13 protein-coding genes and 1 other RNA gene are annotated in these 18,136 nt (G+C 35.4%); 2 read left to right on the top strand and 12 right to left on the bottom strand.

Going from position 1 to position 18,136, the window contains the following annotated elements; all coding sequences use genetic code 11:
• From HMPREF0631_RS03485 to HMPREF0631_RS03450, 9 genes are all read right to left on the bottom strand, one after another.
• Positions 1-4,785, bottom strand: a 4,785-nt coding sequence (locus tag HMPREF0631_RS03485; RefSeq protein WP_276324134.1) for a Rib/alpha-like domain-containing protein, incomplete at its 3' end; no start/stop codon positions are given.
• Positions 4,786-5,385: 600 nt separating this feature from the next.
• Positions 5,386-5,717, bottom strand: an RNA gene (gene rnpB / locus HMPREF0631_RS09555) — RNase P RNA component class A.
• 44 nt (positions 5,718-5,761) lie between these two features.
• On the bottom strand, positions 5,762-6,538 hold the full coding sequence (locus HMPREF0631_RS03480; protein WP_002843457.1) for a glycoside hydrolase family 73 protein: 777 nt from the start codon (positions 6,536-6,538) through the stop codon (positions 5,762-5,764).
• Between the two features lie 119 nt (positions 6,539-6,657).
• Entirely contained in the window at positions 6,658-7,716 is a 1,059-nt protein-coding gene (locus HMPREF0631_RS03475; RefSeq protein ID WP_002843447.1) for an ABC transporter substrate-binding protein, read from the bottom strand.
• Positions 7,717-7,728: 12 nt separating this feature from the next.
• Complete coding sequence (locus HMPREF0631_RS03470) at positions 7,729-8,508, bottom strand: ABC transporter permease (RefSeq protein WP_002843458.1); 780 nt, start codon at positions 8,506-8,508, stop codon at positions 7,729-7,731.
• Positions 8,509-8,554: 46 nt separating this feature from the next.
• Positions 8,555-9,424 (bottom strand): ABC transporter permease, encoded by an 870-nt coding sequence (locus tag HMPREF0631_RS03465; RefSeq protein WP_002843445.1) that lies wholly within the window; start codon positions 9,422-9,424, stop codon positions 8,555-8,557.
• Positions 9,425-9,426: 2 nt separating this feature from the next.
• Positions 9,427-10,470 (bottom strand): spermidine/putrescine ABC transporter ATP-binding protein, encoded by a 1,044-nt coding sequence (potA, locus tag HMPREF0631_RS03460; RefSeq protein WP_002843444.1) that lies wholly within the window; start codon positions 10,468-10,470, stop codon positions 9,427-9,429.
• 20 nt (positions 10,471-10,490) lie between these two features.
• Positions 10,491-11,030 (bottom strand): helix-turn-helix domain-containing protein, encoded by a 540-nt coding sequence (locus HMPREF0631_RS03455; RefSeq protein WP_039866234.1) that lies wholly within the window; start codon positions 11,028-11,030, stop codon positions 10,491-10,493.
• A gap of 477 nt (positions 11,031-11,507) precedes the next feature.
• Entirely contained in the window at positions 11,508-13,127 is a 1,620-nt protein-coding gene (locus tag HMPREF0631_RS03450) for a cell wall-binding repeat-containing protein (RefSeq protein ID WP_002843459.1), read from the bottom strand.
• 244 nt (positions 13,128-13,371) lie between these two features.
• On the opposite strand from HMPREF0631_RS03450, the gene HMPREF0631_RS03445 reads away from it, so the two are divergent.
• Positions 13,372-14,148, top strand: coding sequence for a threonine/serine exporter family protein (locus tag HMPREF0631_RS03445; protein WP_002843455.1), 777 nt, complete (start codon positions 13,372-13,374; stop codon positions 14,146-14,148).
• A 1-nt stretch (position 14,149) separates the two neighbouring features.
• On the top strand, positions 14,150-14,839 hold the full coding sequence (locus HMPREF0631_RS03440; protein ID WP_002843450.1) for a threonine/serine exporter family protein: 690 nt from the start codon (positions 14,150-14,152) through the stop codon (positions 14,837-14,839).
• A 127-nt stretch (positions 14,840-14,966) separates the two neighbouring features.
• On the opposite strand, the gene hemB is transcribed toward HMPREF0631_RS03440, so the two are convergent.
• From hemB to HMPREF0631_RS03425, 3 genes are all read right to left on the bottom strand, one after another.
• A complete protein-coding gene (hemB, locus tag HMPREF0631_RS03435; RefSeq protein WP_002843460.1) occupies positions 14,967-15,932 on the bottom strand; it encodes a porphobilinogen synthase in 966 nt (321 codons plus the stop codon).
• A 270-nt stretch (positions 15,933-16,202) separates the two neighbouring features.
• Positions 16,203-17,357: a CD0519/CD1768 family membrane protein gene (locus HMPREF0631_RS03430; RefSeq protein WP_002843461.1), complete on the bottom strand. Its 1,155-nt coding sequence runs from the start codon at positions 17,355-17,357 to the stop codon at positions 16,203-16,205.
• A gap of 361 nt (positions 17,358-17,718) precedes the next feature.
• A partial coding sequence (locus HMPREF0631_RS03425) for a hypothetical protein (protein ID WP_039866232.1) occupies positions 17,719-18,136 on the bottom strand: 418 nt, incomplete at its 5' end.

Raw genomic sequence — 18,136 nt, 5'->3', positions numbered from 1 at the left:
GAATTTTGCCACACGTACTTGTCCGTCTGCTACGTTACCTGCCGGTGCTTCGTTCCAATGCCAGAATACATAGTCATTTGCATTATTAGTTGTTGGCATTGTGAATTTTGCCCATTCTGTGCCTTTTTTAACTAGGGCTGAGATTACTGCTTTGTTCGCTTGATCTCCTAGTGTTAATGTTCCTGAATCTTTTGGATCTACTTTAAATCCTACTACTACATACTCATCTCTCTTGATTGGTTTCTTGTCTTTTGGATTTTCTTTTGGGATGTTTTTATCATCTTTGTCTCCAGGTTTTTCAGGATTTGCTGGTTCAAATGGGATTACTGGATCTGTTGTGTAGTCTATCTTTGTTGCTGTTGCTGTGAATACTTTGTTTTGTTCTGTTACAACTTTATTTTCCGGATTCCATACAGGATTTATATATCCTTCCTCTGGCACAGCATTTATTAAAGCAAATATAGTCTTGTGTATAGTCGGATGCGCATAAGTTGAAAGATCTGTACCCGGTTTCACCTTATAAGACTTGTAAAGAACCGGTGTCTCCTTGTTGCCTTTTGTCGTATTAACTTGTTGAGTATTTGGATTCTTATGTTCAACCTTAACCCCTTCGCCAAGTTTGAATTCAACTTCTATTGCATCGACAGGTACGTTGGTTTCACTTGTTGGAAGAACATGATCCTTTACATATAAAGTTTGGGCAATGTTTGTCTTTGCTGAATCTGTGTCTTCTTTGCTTGCATCTACTACGTATACTGAACCGTCTTTAAATGTCACTTTTAATGTTCCTGGGAATGTTCCCTTTGCATCTGTTGTTCTCTTTTGTGCTGTTGTGTCTTCAACTGTTGCTTCTGCTAGGGCTGCGTCTATTGTTGCTTTCTTTTCATTATCTGTTGTATTTGCTGCAACGCCTTTCTTCCAGAAATTGTTCTTTGCTGTAGTATCTGTAAGTTTTTCTAGGTCACCTAACCATGCTGCAAAGTTTACACCTTTTAGTCCGCCATTCTTTTTAACTATATCTGCTGTTGTGTCTTTTGCTGCTGTTGCTGTAAATGTTGTTGCTTTTGTTACTGTTACTTTATCTCCAACTGCAGTCTTGTCTTGTTTCCAGCTTAAGTCTTTGTAGTTTGGTTCTAATGTTGCTTTAGGGAAGTCTGTTGCTTTTGTTAATTCAACGCTTTCTTTGTATGCTTTGTATACTTCTTTTTGTGTTGCTTGGTCTGATCCTTCTAAGGATTTAATTCCTTCTTTTCCTTCGAAAGTAACTTTGTACCAGTCTGTTGGTAGTACTTCATCTTTGTCTACTATATCTCCATTCTTTATGAAGTGTGCTGTGTAGGCGTCATTTGCTACCATCTTGTAAGTGTCTGTTGCCTTGTCTGCTGGTGTCCAGTTCTTAAGTTCGTTTCCATTTTTACCAACTACTTTTACTTGATCTTTGATGTCTTTGTAAAGTGTATCTGGTGCAACTTTTGCCCAAACTTTTTTACCTTCTTTAGCACCAACCTTAATGTTACCTTTTGCTTCGTTTTCTGATTCAAAGCTTACTGTTACATATGTGTCTGGAATTGGTTTCTTGTCTGAGCCTTCTGTTGGCTTGTCCTTTTCTGGATTTGTTGGATCCGCTGGTATCCATGGAACAATCTTATCTGTTGTGTATTCAATCTTTGTTGCTTTTGCTGTGAATACTTTGTTTTGTGCTGTTACTTTGTAGTCTTTTTGATTACCTGCTGTTTGTCCTGACCAAGTTAGATCCTTGTGTCCTTCTTTTAATGTTGCTCTTGGGAAGTCTGCATCAGCTAATGTTTCACCAGATTTTACTAATGTTTTTCCTGTTCCTTGTAGTTCATTTACTCCGTCACCTTTATTGTATGTTACTTCTACCGCATTTTCTGGTCTTGGTTGATTAGGATCTATTGGTTTTGTTGTTTTCTTTGCGTATACATATAGCTTTTGTGTTACTTCTAATGAAGAACCGTCTGCAAATGTAATCTTTAATTTTCCGGCTGTTGGATTTAATACTTCAGCATTTGTTGTTCTTGCAGTTTTTGTAATGTCTTCAGCTTTAGTTGCTGATTTGATAGCTGCTTCTACTGCTGCTTTCGTTATATTATCTGGTATTGTTGACTTAGCTACTACGCCTTTCTTCCAGAAGTCTGAGTCTAATTTGTCGCCTACCCATGCTGCTAGATCTTTTCCTTCTATGCCGCCTAAATTTTCGATCTTTTTTGCTGTTGTTTTCTGTGTAGCTGTTGCAGTATAGATTACGTCATCTTTTCCCATTGCTTTATCCCATGGGTTATCTACATTCCACTTAGGCTCTTTATAGGATGCTTGAGGCGTTAAATTAGGGAATTTATCCTTGCTAAGCTTTTCTCCCTCTTTAACTGCATATGTCTTTCCAAACAATTGATTATCTTCTATTCCATCGCCTTTAGCTATTGTTACTTTATAGAATCCATTTGGTAATGGTATATTTTTGTCAACTTCTTTTATCTCATCGCCTGATTTAATGAAATATGCTGTGTAAACGTCTTTGCTAGCATAGGAATCTGTATAATTCACAGCTTTTTTTACATTAGCTGGGTCTTTATCCCAGAACCAGAAAGTATAACCAGTTGCTGGATTTTCAGTAGGTTTTATACTTCCAAAAGTTGTAAATTTTTTCTTTTTAACTAAAACTGAAATTACTTCTTTGTTTTGTTCTTTACCTTTTGTTAATGTTCCCTTAGTCTTATCTTCTGTTTTAAATGCAACTAAGTTGTAATCATTTACATCTATATCATTATTGTTACTATCTTTTTTAGGTATATTCCTATCTTTATCATCTGTAGGCTTAGTAACATTATTAGGATTGTATACAATTACATCGTCTGTATCGTACACTTCTACGTATACAGGAACTTTGTCTACAATTTCTTCGCCTTTTTTGTTTTTATATTTTACAAGGGCATAGTTAAGACTACCTTTTGTAACTGTATCAGTATCTGGAGTACGCTCCCAAGTATAAGTTGTTCCATCTGGTAAATATCCTGTTTTATCATTTATAACAAGATTTGGATCTCTACCTGTTTTCAGCTCTCCACGAATAACATCAGGATTTGTGTATTTTTTGTGGTAAATACCTATCGCAGCTTCTGGGCTTGGTATCTTATCTTTTGTTGTGCCCTTCTTTATACGAATCTTTGTACCATTATTAGTTGGCAAATAAGTTTTTATAGTTCCCGGATTTGTCGCTGTAGTTTCTTTTCCACTTCCATTTACCGCTTTAAATTTTATGGCAAAATCCCCTACTTTTGCCTTTGTATCTGCTTTTAATAATAGTGGTCTTTCAAGTCTTTGGTGATCAATATTAGGTGCGTTATTGCTACTTGCTTTACTTCCAACACCAAAAGTTGTTCCTGATGGTAGATTATCTGCCGTAAAGCTCTTTATGATTTTAGAAGTATCTCCAGCTTGGTAAGTGTACTTTAAAGCATCATCGCCCATGTAGATGTCGCCAAAAGATTCTTTATCTAATTGCTTTTCAGAGCCTACAGGATTTGTTGCATACATTCCTCTCTTGATATTTGGTTTATCTTCGATTACCTTTACTACAAGGGGTACAATGTGAGTTGAACCGTCAGGATAAATAACCTGAACATTATCCTTTATCTCTTGTCCACCTTTTGCTCCCTTCGGAATATTGACAGTAACTTCTCCAGTGTATTGATCTATACTTATAGGTCTATCTTTTTTATCAGCTGGTGTTTGAGTAATTGCCCCAGTATTAGGATTTGTTTCAAATTTATCCTTTGGATCAGATTGTAACATGAAACGAGTTCCTTGTGGGATTTTTTTACTATTCTTTAAATTGACTGGTAATTTTACAGTATCTTCTGCTTTTCCACTTCCTACCTCATAGTAAGGCTCTAATCCTAGCTTATCTTCATTAGGTTTAACGTCAACAACTGCAATTTTAGAGAAGTTGTAATTTCCTGTTCCGAGTGGTTTTGCTTTATTTGAGCTAAACTCTCTAGTTGAAACACCAATCGTTATCCATACTTTACCGGATAAATCTACTTCATTTCTTGGTGTTCCCCAGCCCATATATTCGGTAAATTCACTAGCTACATTTGGAAGTTCTCCTTGTGCTGCTACTTCTCCCTCGTCCAGCTTAGTAGTGAACGAATACATTCTAGTGTTTGCTTCACTAAAACCACTCTGTTGGTCTATGATTGCATACTTTGAATAGTAGTTGTATTTCTCTATGTTGTAAGACATTGAACTTTCTCTGTCTTTACCTGTACATGGCAACCTATATTTTTCTTGCAGAAATTCTTTTGTTTGGTTAGTTTTTCCTAAAACTCTTCTTCCATTAAATAAAGCAAAATCACTATCTTTATAAACATCATACATTCTGAAGTCTCCAGTATGCTGAGTTTGCCAGTTGTTAGGATATTCTTTCAACTTTCTATAACCGTTAGAAACATAGAGGCTCTTCGGATTTTCTAGACCTCTTGATATCGCAATAGTAAAATATGGATTAGTTAAGTCTTTTGTTGCACCCATAAGTGGTCCAGCACTTTGCCCTTTAACTATAATGTCCCAAAATACAGTTTTGGTCTTTTCATCATATTTTGCATTTACTCTAATAAGCTCATCTGCATAATTATCATTTCCGCCTGGTTTTCTTGACCAACCAAATCCATCATAAGGGTCTTTATATTCATCGTAATGTATGTTATTAACACTTCCCCTAAAGCGCAGATTACCTACATTACCACAATAGCCCGTTCTTGACATTACAGCAGCGTCTGAACCATTTTCATAATCGTCAGGCTTCCATGGTGCTTGTCCTGCTCTTGCTTGATTGTCTCTAAGCATTACTCCTGGTGGACTAGCTGCCGCCCATGCAACTTCTGTTAACGAGGGCAGCGCTAAACTTACAATTAGAAAAAAAACGATTAGCTTTTTAAGGTTTTTAGTGATCTGATTTTTTCTTGTTCTTAAATTTGTAATATTGTTCATTTTTTCCTCCTTTTATTATTTTTAATGTGAGATTTCCGGCTTATCTACTAGTTTTGCTACCCCCCCCGCAAAATAAATTAAGGTTTTCATATTGCAAAATTTATGTATATGCTTGTATCCTTATTATAAGTATATACAAATACAGCCAAAATTGCAATATCAGTTTGTACACTTTTTGTCCTTCCCATAACAAAAAGTCCTCCTATCACAATAATTATACCCTAGAAGGACTATAATTTAACAGACTTTTTTACATAGACTCGAAAAAGGCTGTGAGTATTAAAACTCACAGCCTTTTCTCTTGCCACCTAAAAACCCTCTAAATAAGTTTTTCTAAAATCCCTAATCAAATGAGTCTTTGACTTCTATTTTTTAGTATTAAGCATAGCTATAAGCGGAGTTCTGTATTAGATGATCATCTTTCTAGACCTATTGTCACCAATAGGTTCAAGCGGCCTACCTACCGGGAGATGCGAGCAACATCTCTTGTTCCTAACTTGGCCTTGCACCAGGTGGGGTTTACATAGCCATATAGTCACCTATATGCTGGTGAGCTCTTACCTCGCCTTTCCATCCTTACCCAATGGGCGGTTTATTTCTGTTGCACTATCCTTAAGATCGCTCTCACTAGGCGTTACCTAGCACCCTGCTCTATGGAGCTCCGACTTTCCTCACGTATTGCTACCTGCGATCATCTGCTATACTTAACTAATATAGTTTAACATATATATGTACAAAAATAAAGATTTTTTTAGTATACTAGCACCTTATCATCTAATTTGTATAGATTGTACCTCTCTATAAGTCTTATCAACTTATCTGCATATATCTTGTTACCGTTCTTGTCCTCTGTAGTAGCATAGCCTGCATCTTCAAGGGCCTGGGCCTGTGACTTATAATCTTTTTTATCAAATATACCTGCCCTTTCGTACCTCTTGTTCTTGACCAAAAAATCCGTATGGTCTTCTATAGAATGTTTCCATGACCTGTACTTTCTGAACTTGGCATTGACCTTAGAATTATAATATTCTCCCGTAGAAAAGGTCACACTACTTCCCCACCAAGAAGAATCCGCCTTGATACCAAATAGGTTGTTTGCATCCTGTGTAAGTTTTGACCTACCCCAATTCGACTCAAGTATTGCCTGAGCTACAGTGATGGATGGTAGGATGCCTGATTTTCTATACTCAACTATGGCTATATCATCTACCTTGTCTATAAAGTCTTGACCGGACATTGTATATCCACTTTGACTTGATTGGTATTCAACAAATTCAAAAACAGACTTGGCTGTGTATAATGTCGATATCAATACTAGCAAGATAATAATCTTCCAAAACCACTTTCTTTTTGGTCTAGTAGTTTTTTTCTTTTTATATGTATAATTCTTAGTGTACTTCTTTGCCTGTTTTTTTGTTGTTTGCTTATTTGCTGTTTGTTTTTTTGTTGGTTGCTTATTTGCTGTTTGCTTATTTCTTGTTCCTTTTTTAGTCCTTGTTCTAGTATTAAACTTGCCTAGTTTGACCATCACACACCCCCTATCCTTTAGAATCTATTATTCAAATTACTAAAAATATACCACCCATAAATAACATTCTAAGTAATGCATCCTAGGGTGGTTCTATTTTTATTATCTCATACTATTCTTTAGTTACTCTTTATTTCAATCCATGCCTTGTCATATAGCTTGATATTTTTTTCAAGGTCTAAAAAGGCTTCGCATTTTTCCAACAATTTCTTATCTGGATAAAGAGTAGGGTCATTTCTCATCTCTTCAGGCAGTTTTTTCCTAGCTTCTGTTATAGGAGTAGAATATGCTATATATTCAGTGTTTCTGGCTGCTACATCAGGGTCACATAAGAAATTTATAAAGGCCTCTGCCCATTCTTCATTATCAGCAGTCTTGGGTATACATATTCCATCTGTCCATATATTAGATCCTTCTTTAGGTAGGGCATATTCTAGGTCAGGATTTTCTTCCTTCATCATTCCTACATCTCCTGAGTAGAATATACCTAGGGCAGCTTCTCCAGCAACCATCCTGTCCTTGCCATCATCATTTACATATGCAAGTAGCTTTGGTTTTTGTTTTATAAGCTCTCTTTTTGCATCCCTCAGCTCCATCCTATTTACGGAGTTCATGGAAAATCCAAGTCTTTTTAAAGACACACCGATTGTATCCCTTACTGAATCGAACATCAGTATATTTCTCCTGTATTTGTCATTCCATAGTATGTCCCATGAATCTACAGGATCTTTGACCATAGACTTGTTGTATACTATGCCTAGAGTTCCCCACATATAAGGCACTGAGTACTCATTTGTAGGGTCGTACTTGACATTTCTAAATTCCTTGTCTATGTACTTGTAGTTAGGTATATTATTGAAGTTTATCTTCTTTAGTAGGCCTTCTCTACTCATCTTCTGGATCATATAGTCTGAAGGAAATACTAGGTCATATTTTGTGCTTCCACTCTTTACTTTCTGGTACATCATCTCATTAGTGTCATATGTTGAATACTGGACCTTGATACCTGTCTGTTCTTCAAACTCATCAATCAAGGATTCGTCAATATAGTCTCCTACATTATAAACATTTAATACCTTGCTAGAATCCTTGCCAGCCCCACATCCGGTCATGTTAATTCCCATAATCAAAGAAAGGGATAGGATAGAAATGCTCTTTATTATCTTTTTAATATTCATATTTACTACCTCCTACTTGCCCCTGTTGATTATATTGTTCTTGATAACTGAGTCCTTCTTGTTTGAAAGTATCAAAAGTATCATAACTGTACCAAACATCAGTGTAGATAGGGCGTTTATTTCTGGCTTTATACCACGTCTTGCCATACCGTATATCTCTATAGAAAGGTTGCTTACACCGTTGCCTGTATTGAAGAATGATATTATAAAGTCATCTATTGACATTGTAAACGCCATTAGAAATCCTGATATCACTCCTGGTCTTATCTGTGGTATGATTATCTTTCTGATAGCATACCAAGGTGTAGCACCCAAGTCCATGGCTGCATTTTGAGTGTTCTCTGGCAGCTGTCTTAGCTTAGGTAGGACAGACATTATAACATATGGTGTACAGAACATTATGTGAGATATCAACATAGTCTTGTACCCAAAATTCATATTCAAAAATGTAAAAAGAGACATGATGGCCACACCTGTTACTATTTCTGTATTTAAAACAGGTAGGTAGTTGATATTCAGTATAGCCTTTTTCATCTTGCCCCTCATCTTGTATATACCTATAGATGATATTGTACCGAATATTGTAGATATAACAGATGCAAGTATTGCTATTGTAACTGTATAATATAAGGCACTAAGTATTGAACCATTTTTGAATAATGCCGCATACCACTTAAGTGTAAATCCATTTAAGTGACCCATAGACTTTGAGTCGTTGAAGGAGAATATTATAAGGGCTGCTATAGGTGCATATAAGAATATAAATACAAGCACCAAGTATGCATTTTGCATAAATTCCCTACTCTTACTATTTAATCTCGGTAGTTTATTAGTCTTGTTAAATATAGTAATCTCCTCCTTCCGATCCGTCCTTGTCTACCTTGTTCATGATAGCCATAGACACTAGTATTATTATCATCATAACAATAGAAAGCGATGAACCGAAGTTCCAATCACCAACTGTTGTAAACTGCTGTTCTATCAAGTCACCTACTAGCATAGTCTTACCACCACCTAGTAGTCTAGATATTGCAAATGTTGTAACACAAGGCATAAATACCATAGTTATGCCACTCATAACGCCCGGTATACTAAGTGGGAAAACAACCTTTTTAAATACCGTAAATCCACTCGCTCCTAGGTCCTTGGCTGCGTTTATAAGGTCCTTATCCATCTTCTGTAGTGATGTATATATAGGAAGGACCATAAATGGCAAGAAATTGTATACCATGCCCAACAAAACTGCAGAGCTAGTATATAGTATTGAGTTTGGATGCACACCAAAGAATGCCAAAACACTATTCAATAGGCCATTCTTACCCAATATAGCTATCCATGCATAAGTCCTAAGAAGGAAGTTCATCCACATAGGAAGTATAAATAATATAATCAGGTTGGCGCTCTTTGAAGGGCTCATCCTAGATATTATATAGGCAACAGGATAGCCTATTATAATACAGGCAATTGTAGCTAGGCCTGATATTACAAAGGACCTAACAAATACCTTGAAAAACAATGGGTCAAATACGTCCCTGTAGTTAGCAAGGGTAAATAGTACACCACCATCATCTGTCTTTCTAGTAAAAGAATAGTAGACTACCAATATAAGTGGTATTACTATAAATATTGTAGCCCACACTGCATAGGGATATGCTAGCCTAGACTCCTTTATCTCAAATTCTGTGTTTGTCTTGTTATCTGCCTTCATTACTACACCTCGCTTTTGTGCATGATATGTATATCCTCAGGATTAATTATCATACCTAACCTAGAACCTATTGGTGCAGTCTTAGTGTTCTGTAAGAGCCACATCCTGCTGTTTTCTTCTACCTCTAGTTCATAATGAACACCCTTAAATGTGGATGAACGAACTATACCAGATATCATACCCTCGTCTTCCTTGACCATTATTATATCTTCAGGTCTTACTACAACGTCTACTGCCTGACCCTTTTCAAAGCCCTTGTCAACACAGACAAACCTAGTGTCTGAGAACTCAACGTCGAAGTCATCATGCATAATTCCGTCGATTATGTTTGATTCACCTATAAAGTTGGCTACAAAGGCATTTTCTGGTTCATTGTATATATCAACTGGAGTACCTATCTGCTGGATTACACCCTTGTGGATTACAACCACTGTATCACTCATACTTAGGGCCTCTTCCTGGTCATGTGTTACGAAAATAAATGTTATACCAAGCTTTTTCTGGATCTTCTTAAGCTCGCTCTGCATTTCCTGTCTTAGCTTTAGGTCAAGGGCTGCAAGAGGCTCGTCCAAAAGAAGTACCTTAGGTTCGTTTACAAGGGCACGGGCAATAGCAACTCTCTGCTGCTGGCCACCTGAAAGTGAGTCTATAGACCTGTTCTCAAAGCCAGCTAGGGATACCATGCTAAGCATCTCCTTTACCTTGTCATCTATTGCCTCCTTGTCCATCTTCTTGATCTTAAGACCGAATGCCACATTCTCATATACATTCATATGTGGAAACAAGGCATACTTCTGGAATACTGTATTGATATTTCTCTGGTATGGAGGGGCATTATTCACCCTATAACCACCAAAATAAACATCACCTTCATCAGCAAATTCAAAACCACCTATTATCTTTAGTAGTGTAGTCTTTCCACATCCACTTGGTCCAAGTAATGTCAAAAATTCATTTTCATTTATCGTTAGGTTAAAGTCGTCTAAAACCGTATTGTCATCGTAAGTCTTTGATATATTTTTTAGTTCTATTAGTTTATTATTCAATATATACACCTCTTATCTATTTAAAATGATGGAGGACTGCTGACCCATACCATTGCTACTGGTGTCTTGCCCTCATTTGTAATATAGTGATTAGCCCTTGCCTTATAGTAAAAGCTCTCACCCTTTTTAACCTTGTATTTTTTGTCTCCCATATATAGGGTTAGTGTACCCTTAATGACATATCCAAACTCCTCACCTTCGTGGGGTTTTTCTTCCTTGTACCTTCCTCCTGGCATTATCTCAACCATTACAGGCTCCATGTCATTCTTCTGTGAATTTGGGACCAACCACCTAAATGTGTAGCCTAGGTCTTCATCTTCAACCTCAAACATATCATCCTGCTTAAATGTTATTTTTTCATTTAGGTCTTCTGAGAAAAACTCCTTTAAATTAGTTCCAAGTATATCCAATATATCTATAAGAGTTGCTATGGACGGAGATGTCAGGTTATTTTCTACCTGAGATATAAATCCCTTTGACAGCTCACACCTATTAGCCAACTCCTCCTGGGTCAGTTGTTTCCCAGTTCTAAGTCTTTTGATTTTTTCACCAATATCCATATTAATCGCCCTTAGAGCCCCTCCTATCCTAGCATAATATAAGTTAATTCCTATCATAAGCCATGTCATGTCATCCTTGTTAGACAAGACTTTATATCTATTTTTCAAAGTAGAGTTTTCATCTACTAAACTTTTAGTTTAATAATACATTGGTTACTTTTTACTAAACTATTAGTTTATTTTTATTAAACAATATCTATTATAAAGGTTGGGTTAATATTTTGCAAGACTGAATTTCGTAATTTCTACCTTGGTATTAACCTTTATTTTTAAGGTGTTCATCATATACTAGCTTTCTTTATATACTAGCTTTCTTTATATACTAGCTTTCTTTATATACTAGTTTTCTTTATATACTAGTTTTCTTTATATACTAGTTTTCTTTATATGCTAGCTTTCTTTTACTTTATCTAGCATAAACTTATAAAAAAAGACTGGAAAAAATCCAGTCTTTTTTATATCTATGTTTCTATAAAATTAATATCCTAATAAGTCTTTTGTTATAGCATTAGTTCCACCTATAATATAGTTCAATTTGCCATTTATAGTATTTTTTACCTGATGACTCATAGCATTCTTATCAACTAATAGAAGAGTTTTTCCACCATCATTCAATAAGTTAACTGAGCTTAGTGCATCGGCAAATACCCTTCCATTGGCAAGTATATGAACATCATATTTTACAATTTCAGCTACAATAGCTGATGTCTGTTCCCTGTTTTTACCAAAAGTTCTGTATAAATTCTTTCCAGGCATTTTAGACTTGATATTCGCTTCAATAGCTGGACTTACAGAATGGGCTCCACCCACTATATATGCGTCATGGTAGGCAAGAACCTTAGGCACCTTGTCTTCCTTGTCAACTAATAGTATAGGAGCCTTCAATTTTTTAGCAAGAGGTGTAGCTGAAAGTGCGTCTGCAAAATCTCTACCATCCGCAAAAATTATATGTTTTGAAGGTCCAAATTCATTTAAAAGCATCTTGGAAGTTAGGTACCTATTAGTTCCTGCTATCCTTCTAATATTCAACCTAGCAAGCTGGTTTTTAACAAGCTCAGGAACAGAATTTGTACCACCTACTATTATAGCTTCCTTGGCTCCAAGGTCTTTTATAAGTTTGACAGCTTCTGGCTTTAGGCCTGTCTTTGTTGAAAATACGATCGGAGCATTTTTCTTCATAGCTAATGGTCCTGCTGAAAGTGGATCTGCAAAGTTTTCTCCTGAAGCTATTATAACTGTTTTTGTAAGACCCATTTTAAAGCTGTTTTTAATGGACTCTAGGTTTGTTTCATACCTATTTGTACCGCTTATTCTCTTTGAATTTGGATCAACTACTGCACTAGTAGAGTCTGAAACTATAACAGGTATAACGAAGTCTCTTGATAGGCCCTGATATGTAACCCTTATCTTAGCTTCTTTATTACCCTCTGTTGAAGTATCAGCTATAGATATATTCTCAATATTAGCATCTTTAGGAAGTCCCACTATTGCATCTTTTGGTTTTACCTTTTCTCCAACCTTTGCCTTTATTGAGTTCACGCTAACAAACTCAGTGTTGACTAAATATGTCTTTGTTTCTATTTTTCCTGTATTATCATATTTAAACCTGTAAGAAATACAAGTGACTAGGTGGTCTCCAGGCTTTAAGTCTACATCCTTAAGAGGAATCGTATATGAGCCATCTTCATTACTTATCTTGAACCTACTGTCAGTCACTAATTTATCTGAAGTCAAGACTGCTTTTGATTCAGCATATTCTTTATCAGTAATACGATATACAGCGAGGTCTACGGCCTTATTTAGCCTACCACTAGTAACTGTATCTGTCCCGCTGATTATATTTTGTATAGAAACATCTTTCTTAAAATCTTGCTTCAATTTAGCCTCAATATCATTGAACTTTTCTATTGCTATCGGCTTTGTATAATCAGGTTCTTGGTCTTTATTCACAGCACCTGTTGATTCAACGAGTTTTATAGCTGATGGGTTTAACTCAGGCTCTATCTCCAAGGTAACATCATCTGCAAAAACACTTGAATAACCTAGACCACTTAAAAACATTGTAGCTGATAATACTATACTAATATTTTTTTTCATAGTATCCCTCCCCTATATTAATATCTTATTATTATACCACATATTGCAAGTTGTTTCAAAAAAAGATAATTTGAGTTAATTGTTTGAATAATACAATTAAATATAAAGTTAGTATAAAATATTAAATTTTCCTATACATTTTCACCACCTTGTTGTATGATAGTCTTGGTGAGAATTTTATTTATTATGAAGATAAGTTTTGAAATACATATTAGAAGATAAAGATTACAAATGGAGGTAAGTTTTGAAAAACAGATTAGAAGATAAAGATTACAAAATGCAAACCTTAAAACTTGCCCTATTCTTAGGAGAGCTCTTGATTAAAAACGGTGCTGAAACCTACAGGGTTGAGGACAGTGTCCTAAGAATATGCAAATCTAGAGGATACAACCATATAAATTGCTTTACTACTCCGACCGTAATAATAGTTTCAGACGACAAATTTGACGGTCTATGTTTTATGAAGACAATTGTAACGAGGTCAATAAACCTAAATAAGCTTTCTATTTTAAACAATTTTTCAAGAGAGTTTGTCAATAAGGTAGATCCCGATATGGAAGAAGAAATAAAAGAACTCCGTAGAATAGACCAGCTAAAGGCATACCCTACTTCAATGTATTTTTTAGGGACAGGTCTAGGCTCTGCAGGCTTTGCAGCTACACTAGGTGGTAATCAAATAAATACATTTATTTTAACAGCTATAACTTCAGTAATAGCAACTTATGTATATGACAAAACTCTTAAATACAGTTCTATTGTCATGTTCTCAACTATGCTATCTACTATAATAATAACTGTAATGGGTGTTTTGTTCTACCACTTAGGTTTTATAGATCAACCAACAGCTCTAATAGTTGGTTCTATAATGCCTTTACTTCCAGGTGTTGCCTTTATCAAGTCTATGAGAGATTTAATATCTGGTAATTTAATGTCTGGTACCGCTCGTATATTTGAGGTTCTTATGATAATAACGGCTATAGCTTCAGGTGTTGCCTTAGTTCTTGGAATAGGAGGTGTTTAAAATGATGGATATACCAATTTGGGAACATTTTCTATTTGCGGCTATGGCAACTTGTGGTTTTTCAATATTTTTTAATGCACCTAAGAAACTGCTCCTACCATCATCAGTTGTAGGTGGAGTTGGATGGATAATATACCTTGTGATGTCGGTTCATTTCGATAATCCACTAGTATATGCATTTACAGCAGCTATATTTATAGCAGTATCATCAGAAATTTTTGCTAGATTACTAAAGCAACCTGCTATTGTAATCATTATTCCTGGTATACTACCATTGGTTCCTGGTATCAGTCTATACAATACGGTATTGTACACAATCCAGAAAAAGTACGAGTTAGCTGCAAGTACTGGAACTAGAGCTATAATCATCAGTATAGGAATATCACTGGGCATACTTGTAGTCGCATCCCTGTCTAGAATGTTCAATATATACAAGCTAAAAAAGGCCTTCTCTAGCAACGATTCTAACAAGTATATCAGTTGGGTAAACATCGGTAAAATAAGAACCAACAACACCTATGTACTCAACAAGGCTGAGATGAACGACCAGCTCAACAGTATGAATCTCGAGGATATTGAAGAAGATAAATGCAAGTCCAAGCCAGAAAATAGCTTTGTAGAAGAAGAAATCATTTGTGATGAATCTGAAAAAACAAGTGATATTAAAAATAAGCAAGATTCAGACTCATAAATCTTATAAAATAAAAAATGCTAAATTCAACAGTATAAAAGGTTGAAATTTAGCATTTTTGCTTTTGGGTAAAAAATCACTTATGGGTTAAGACTTTTTTAGTTACCCTTTTAAAATATTATATATTTTAGTATCTATCTATATACTTTTTAAGGTCCTTTGCAAAGTAGGTAATTATTATGTCAGCTCCAGCTCTTTTTATAGACTGGACACTCTCATATATTGCATCTTCATTTAATAATCCCTGACTCACAGCAAATTTAACCATTGAATACTCACCACTTACATTATATGCAACAACTGGAACACCAAATCTTTCTTTTGCCCCCTTTATTACATCCAAATAAGCAAGGGCTGGTTTTACCATTATCATATCTGCGCCTTCTTCTATATCTAGCTCGCATTCAAGCATCGCTTCCCTATAGTTGGCTGGGTCCATCTGGTACTGTTTTCTGTCTCCAAATGATGGTGCAGAATCTGCCGCATCCCTAAAAGGTCCATAAAAACTTGATGCATACTTAGCGCTATAGGCCATTATTGGAATATTGACAAAGCCATTTTCATCTAGTATTTCCCTAATCGCTGCTACCCTTCCATCCATCATATCAGATGGAGCTACCATATCAGCACCTGCTTGTGCATGACTTAGGGCAACTTTCTGAAGATACTTTAGAGTAGCATCATTATTTACATATCCATCCTTGTCAAGAATACCACAGTGACCATGGTCAGTGTACTCACACATGCATACGTCAGTTATTACTGTTAATCGATCTGTTATTTCCTTTACTCTTCTAACTGCTCTTTGTACTATACCATCCTCTACAAAAGCTTCTGTAGCACATGAATCCTTCTTATCAGTAACACCAAAAATCATAATGTTCTGTATATCGTGATTCAATATATCCTGTATCTCTTCATCTAGTCTGTCTATTGATACATGGTAAACATCTGGCATACTAGGTATTTCTCTCCTTATATCCTGACCTTCAATCACAAATATTGGATAGACCAACTCCTTCATGCTAAGTCTAGTTTCTCTTACTAAATCTCTAATAATCCCTGTTTTTCTTAATCTTCTTGTTCTTTTCATAATCACACTTCTTTCCTTTTATATTATACCTATAACATTATAACACTTTAAAATAACATACACAAGTTGTCATTTTTTTAATTTAATTAAATAGAGTGTCTCAATAATGAAGATTTTTAAGACGAAAAAAACGAGAGCTAAGCCCTCGTTTAAATCAAGTAGTTAAATTATCTGCTAATTACCTAATTACTATTATTATTTTTTTATTATATCTTTTTTACTAAATTCTATACTATATTTTTTACTAGTTTTATAATATTTTTATAGTATTTATACTACCATCATGAATACAAGGTGGGCAAATATACCTGCTGCTAATCCACCAATAGTATGTGATATTATTGCCTTACCTGCTAGTTCTCTAGTCCCTAAGGCGTCCATCATACCTATATGAGTACTTAGGTATCCTGACCAACACATACCCATAGCTGTAAATACTGCTATGTCATTTGGAGTTATTGCACCACTCTTTATAAACTCTGGTACAAGTGAAATGGCTGCTCCAACTGCACCCAATGCTGTTATTGGGAATGCTATTGCTTCTGGAGACTTAAATCCAAATAATGGCTCAATTATAAAACTTATCTTCTGTCCTAGGTAAGGAAGAAACTTTACACCCTCATATGCAGCACCTGTATATCCATTCTTTCCAGGACCAAATGTTAGCATCATAACGAATGTACAAACTATTAGGACACCTGGTATGATAGCCATACCCATGTCAACACCATTCTTTCCACCCTCTAATAAGGCATCAAGAATTCTCTGGAACATACTTCCATCTCTGACATATCTAGACTCTACATGATTTTCCATATCTTCAGATGACATAGATTCATCAAATGGATCGAAGGCCTTGTCCGCATAGAACTTTTTGGTCTGCATCAACATTAGTCTAACACTTATTACAGAACCAACGATAGCACCAAGATTACCAATCAATGCTGGAGCTATAAACTGGTCTCCCTGTGCAATCATAAATGTTGTTACTATTAGACCCATTCCGAAAGATGTACCAAGGTTACACAATGCTGGAACTTGATATTTCTTAAAATATTGAGTGAAACTCTGGTCTTTCGCAAAAGGTATAATAGCTGGATTATCTGATAGATATGTTGCTACTACTCCTGTTATACTTGCACCTGGAAGTCCCCATATAGGCTTCATCAAAGGAGCAAATATCTTATTGATCAGTGATATCGCACCGAACTCTGACAGTAAACCACTTATAGCTCCTGCTATAACGGCCATAGCCATAATAAAGAATACGGTCTGTAATAATAAATCATGAGCTGTTGCCATCATTGTCTTAAACATAAGCCCTACGCCCATAACGTGACCAATCCAAGCAAAACCACCAATGAATATTGCTAGGAAAACAAACGTCTCTAAACTTATAGCTTTAACTTTTTTCCGTCCGTTCATAATCAATACCTTCCTTTCATATTAGGTTATTTTATTAACGTGTCATATTACTACTTACCATTATTATACTTTATATTATAGTTTTTTGCAATATTTTATTTAAAATATACCATTAAAGGCTTATTTTTAAATTGTATTTAAGTTTTTGCAAGTTTCTATTCATTTTTCACACTTATCCTATCGTTATTGTCTGCACAATAATAACCAAATTTAAATAAGGTAACTTAATACCTTTTATTAAGTATATGTCCTATTTTAATCTTGATTACTTTATAATAATAGTTTTAACCCTGGTTTGTATAGGGCAATAAAAAGACATTTCGGACCTTATGACTTGCAATTTTAAGTCACTACCTTAAAATTATATTCTGAAAATAGACCTACAAAAAGTATATCCCGAATTCCAACCCTCGAAGTCTCCAGAAGACACCGAGGCTTCTCCAAACCTATAAATACCCATTTTTTCTTCTGAACTATGTACAACTATACCATCATCCACTTCCACAATTTCTGGTGTATTTTCATCAACGTCAAATATAGGTGGCTCATCATCAACAAATCCAAAATAGAACTCCCACTGACTACTCGGAATTGCCTCAAAATATCCAGCAAACACAAACTCTATTTTATAACAGTCTCTTGAAAAAAACGCACCCTCTTCAGCCTCAGTAAAGACCGGAATAAATTCAACATATACTTTATCCATATCAACACCAAAACTTTCAAAAAATTTTCGTGTTGATTCATCCAAAAGTATACTACAAAGATCAGATAAATGT

The sequence above is a fragment of the Peptostreptococcus anaerobius 653-L genome (assembly GCF_000178095.1).
Taxonomy (GTDB): Bacteria; Bacillota; Clostridia; order Peptostreptococcales; family Peptostreptococcaceae; genus Peptostreptococcus; species Peptostreptococcus anaerobius.
The sequence above is the reverse complement of the archived record's forward strand: the minus strand, read 5'-3'. Positions and strand labels throughout refer to the sequence as shown.